We start from the raw sequence: 3296 nt of genomic DNA, 5'->3' as shown, positions 1-3296 counted from the left end.
TACTGGCATCCCTGCGGATTGAGTCTTGGCGTATTCCTTGATCAGACCCCGGCGTCAGGGGTGACGAGGGAAGCCAAAACACCCACTTGGTCATGGTTTGGTGCGGAGATTGACGTACCGGGACCAGGCGTCCCCGGCGTTGTCCGCATGGATGAACGCGATTTGGTGGCTGTAGCCGAGTGCGTCGGCGACGATTGGCGGCGGTGAGGCTAAGAGGTGTTCGTCGAGGGCGGTGTTTCGTGCGCCGCGCAGGTCGATGCCGAGGCTTCGGAGCCTGTCCATGATCCCGTTTGGGTGCAGGGGTTGGCCGGCTCGGGTTCCCGGGAAGAGCCATGAGCTTTGAGTGCCTGCTCCGGTTCTGAGGTTCGGACGGCTCACAAGGTGCTCTTGTAGTAGCTCCGCGAAGGGTTCGGGAACGGGCACTGGATGGGCGCCGAAGGTGATCTGCATGTTGCCGTTGATTTCGTTGGTTTCGATGGCATCGGTCCGGAGTCTGGCTACTCGCACGAGCGGTTGGGCGTAGAGAAGCAGCAGGATGCCTGCCACTCGGTAGGGCAGGGATTCGCTGGTGCCGGTGAGCAGTTCCCGCAGCCAGGCCACGCGCTGGTCCTGGGTGATCGCGGGGCGGGTTTTGGCGGTGTAGTGGCCCATGTCCACGCGGTGGTTTGTTCCGGTGTTCTTGATGAAGACGATGAAGGTGCGGATGGCTTTTCTGGTTGTAGGGCCGGTGGCAAGCCAGGTCTCGATGTCTTGCTGGGTGCAGGTCGCTGCGGTCCGTTGGTGGGTTTCCCAGAGCCAGTCCAGGAACTTGATGGTTTCGGTGATCTCTTGTTTGGCGGAGTGCACCGGTGCCTGGGCGCTCTTCTCCGGTGTTGTGATGGACCGGATGCGGCGGAGGTGGTGCCAGGTGGCGAACTGCGAGACGGGTTTGGCGATTTCCTCGGGTAAGTCGCGGAGTTTGTCGTCTATCCAGGTCTCGAATCGGGCCAGATACGGATCCTGGTAGGGGAGGAGGCCGTGATGGATCAACAGGGCCCGCAGGTGATTGGCTTCGCGTTTCGCTGATTCAGCCGCGGCGTCGAGTCCTTCGTGCGTCAAAGGAGTCTCCCCGCATGACAGCGAGGTCAGGAGGGCTTGGACTTTGGGGGAGCGTTTCCACGTGATGATGCTTTCGGGCCGGTCCGCCTTGCAGAGGATGTCGACGATTTTGCCAGCGGTTTCAGGAGCGGCGGGGTCTGGGGGCAGTAGCTCGGTGAGGTCATCCCGGAGGGCGCAGCGGGCGCAGATCCCGCGCCGGTAGAACTCACCTTCGGCATTGCAGCGGGTGCAGTGGAAGTCGTGGAGGATACCGGCGCAGGGTCCGCAGCGAGGCCCACCGGCGGCGGGCGGCCCGGGAAGCAGTCGCTGTTGACCGCAGTCCGGGCAGGTCCCGTGGGTGCGGGTGGCGGTGGTGAAGCAGGGGCCGCAGATTCTTCCTTCGGGCCAGGTTGCCCGCGTTCGGCCGGCGTTGCGGCCGCAGCGTGCGCAGGTGGCGGTCCCGGTGGTGCGTGGCCGGCCGAGGTTGGTGTTTCTGGGGCTGAGGCCGTTGGGCTTGTTAGTTGGCATCGTCGATGATGCGTGCCCGGCGCGGGCGGACGGTGCGGTTCAGGTCAACGACGTTGGGGGCGCTGGTTCCGGTTTTCCGCGCGCGGGCGTCAGCTGCTGTGACGGTGATGAGGTCCTCGGGTCCGCAGGAAAAGATGTCACAGATCGCGGCGATGACCTGCAGCGCGACACGTTCGGGTTTCTGGTTGACGAGCCGGTAGACCTGGGGCCGGGATAGGGTGATGCCGCGCTCGGCCAGCAGGGGGATGAGATCGGTGGTGTTGTGGAGACCCCTTGCTGCCATGAGCTCGGAGAGGCGCCATTTGTATTCGACTTCGCGTCTCACCACTGGCCTCTCATCTGCACGCCCAGGACTTCGTCCATCGTGCGGTCCAAGGCAGCCCGCAGGGTGGAGTTCCGGAAGTCGTCGCTGACGAACTGGTAGATCCCGGTGGTGGAGGCATGTTCATGGCCCATTTGATATTGCACGAATCTAGGATCCCATCCGTCCTCCAGCAGGTGCGTTGCGTAAGAACGGCGCAGCGAGTGCAGGTCCAGGCCATCCATCGGCATTCCCAGCTCGGCGAGGTAACGCCGGAGGCGGCGCAGCAGGGTCGATTCACAGATCAGGCCGCCGCGTTCACTGGGGAACAGGTCCAGGGTTTCTAGCGTGCCGCGCCCGTTGGCGAGCCAGTCCTCGATGACACCGGCGGTCCAGTCGAAGACCGTCAGGACGCTGCGGGGTTTATAGGGGGAGCCCTTGCGTGACTTGCCAAAGCGGACCTTGCAGACACCGGCTTTCCCGAACCTGCGCGCCTGCGGGTTGGTCGCGAAATCAACGGTTTGCAGGTGCCGGAGCTCGTTGAACCTCAGCCCGTACGAGTAGGTCACTTTCAGCATGACGGCGTCCCGGTAGGCCGCCTTCCAGCCCTTTTTGCCCGAGGCTGCGATTAGTTCGACCTGGTCGTCGGCGTGGTCGAAGAGCCTCTGCAGTTCGGCCTTGGTGAAGGGCCGCTTGGCAGGGCGCCCTTCGTACTCCTCGGAGTGCGAAGCGGTGTTCCAGTCAAAGAAGACCTGGGACGGGTGCGTCCCGAAGCGCTGCTCACAGACCGTGTCCCAGCCATAGTCCGGGTTCGACACGTAAGACGAAAAACGGCGAAGGGTGGACTGGTAACCACGGATGGTGGAGTGCTTGAGCTGACGGATCGAGCGCAGATCCCCGAAATACTCCTCGACATGCTCAGGAGACCAGTTCCAGGGGAACTCGTTCACATGGTCCACGAACCGTCGGACACACCCGATGCCCTTATCAATCGTGTCGAACTGAAGGTTCCGGGACAGTTGCTGGTTGCGCCAGCCCGTAAACATGTCCTCGAGCGTCTGTTCCTCCGGATGCAGCAGAGAAACAGCACTCAGCTGCAGCACGCGCCCGGACCCATCAACTGCCACAGACTGCCCCCAAATCCGCCTCGAGACACATTCAATACCTGAATCAATGATTCATTAAATGCATCACCAGCGCAAAACCGCAGGTCAGATGCCCGTCAAGCAACGTCCGCGCCCAGACTTCACTGCCCAGAAGAGGCGACCATGAAGGCGAGAATCGTTAGCACGCCCCCGGAAACCCGCGGAATTCCGGGCAGCCGATCACTTCCTTGAGGCTCCAGTGCATTGGGGCGAAATTGATTCATCTGATGCAATACGCAGAGTAC

At 62.5% G+C, this 3296-nt stretch carries 3 protein-coding genes; all 3 read right to left on the bottom strand.

Going from position 1 to position 3296, the window contains the following annotated elements:
* Positions 1 to 90: 90 nt before the first annotated feature.
* From J2X98_RS22075 to J2X98_RS22065, 3 genes are read right to left on the bottom strand one after another with little or no spacing between them, the layout of a single operon-like run.
* Positions 91 to 1605 carry a recombinase XerD gene (locus tag J2X98_RS22075; protein ID WP_307312648.1) on the bottom strand — a complete coding sequence of 505 codons (1515 nt, stop codon included), beginning with the start codon at positions 1603 to 1605 and terminating at the stop codon, positions 91 to 93.
* Positions 1595 to 1933 carry a helix-turn-helix domain-containing protein gene (locus J2X98_RS22070; RefSeq protein ID WP_307312645.1) on the bottom strand — a complete coding sequence of 113 codons (339 nt, stop codon included), beginning with the start codon at positions 1931 to 1933 and terminating at the stop codon, positions 1595 to 1597. The genes J2X98_RS22075 and J2X98_RS22070 overlap by 11 nt, the downstream gene beginning before the upstream one ends.
* Complete coding sequence (locus tag J2X98_RS22065) at positions 1927 to 3033, bottom strand: tyrosine-type recombinase/integrase (RefSeq protein WP_307312643.1); 1107 nt, start codon at positions 3031 to 3033, stop codon at positions 1927 to 1929. The genes J2X98_RS22070 and J2X98_RS22065 overlap by 7 nt, the downstream gene beginning before the upstream one ends.
* Positions 3034 to 3296 lie beyond the last annotated feature (263 nt).

This window comes from Pseudarthrobacter enclensis (genome assembly GCF_030811655.1).
Taxonomy (GTDB): Bacteria; Actinomycetota; Actinomycetes; order Actinomycetales; family Micrococcaceae; genus Arthrobacter; species Arthrobacter enclensis_A.
The sequence above is the reverse complement of the archived record's forward strand: the minus strand, read 5'-3'. Positions and strand labels throughout refer to the sequence as shown.

Bases quoted from the DNA above. Each gene is read 5' to 3' on its own strand.
- J2X98_RS22075 (WP_307312648.1), bottom strand. From the start codon at position 1,605: ATGCCAACTAACAAGCCCAACGGCCTCAGCCCCAGAAACACCAACCTC.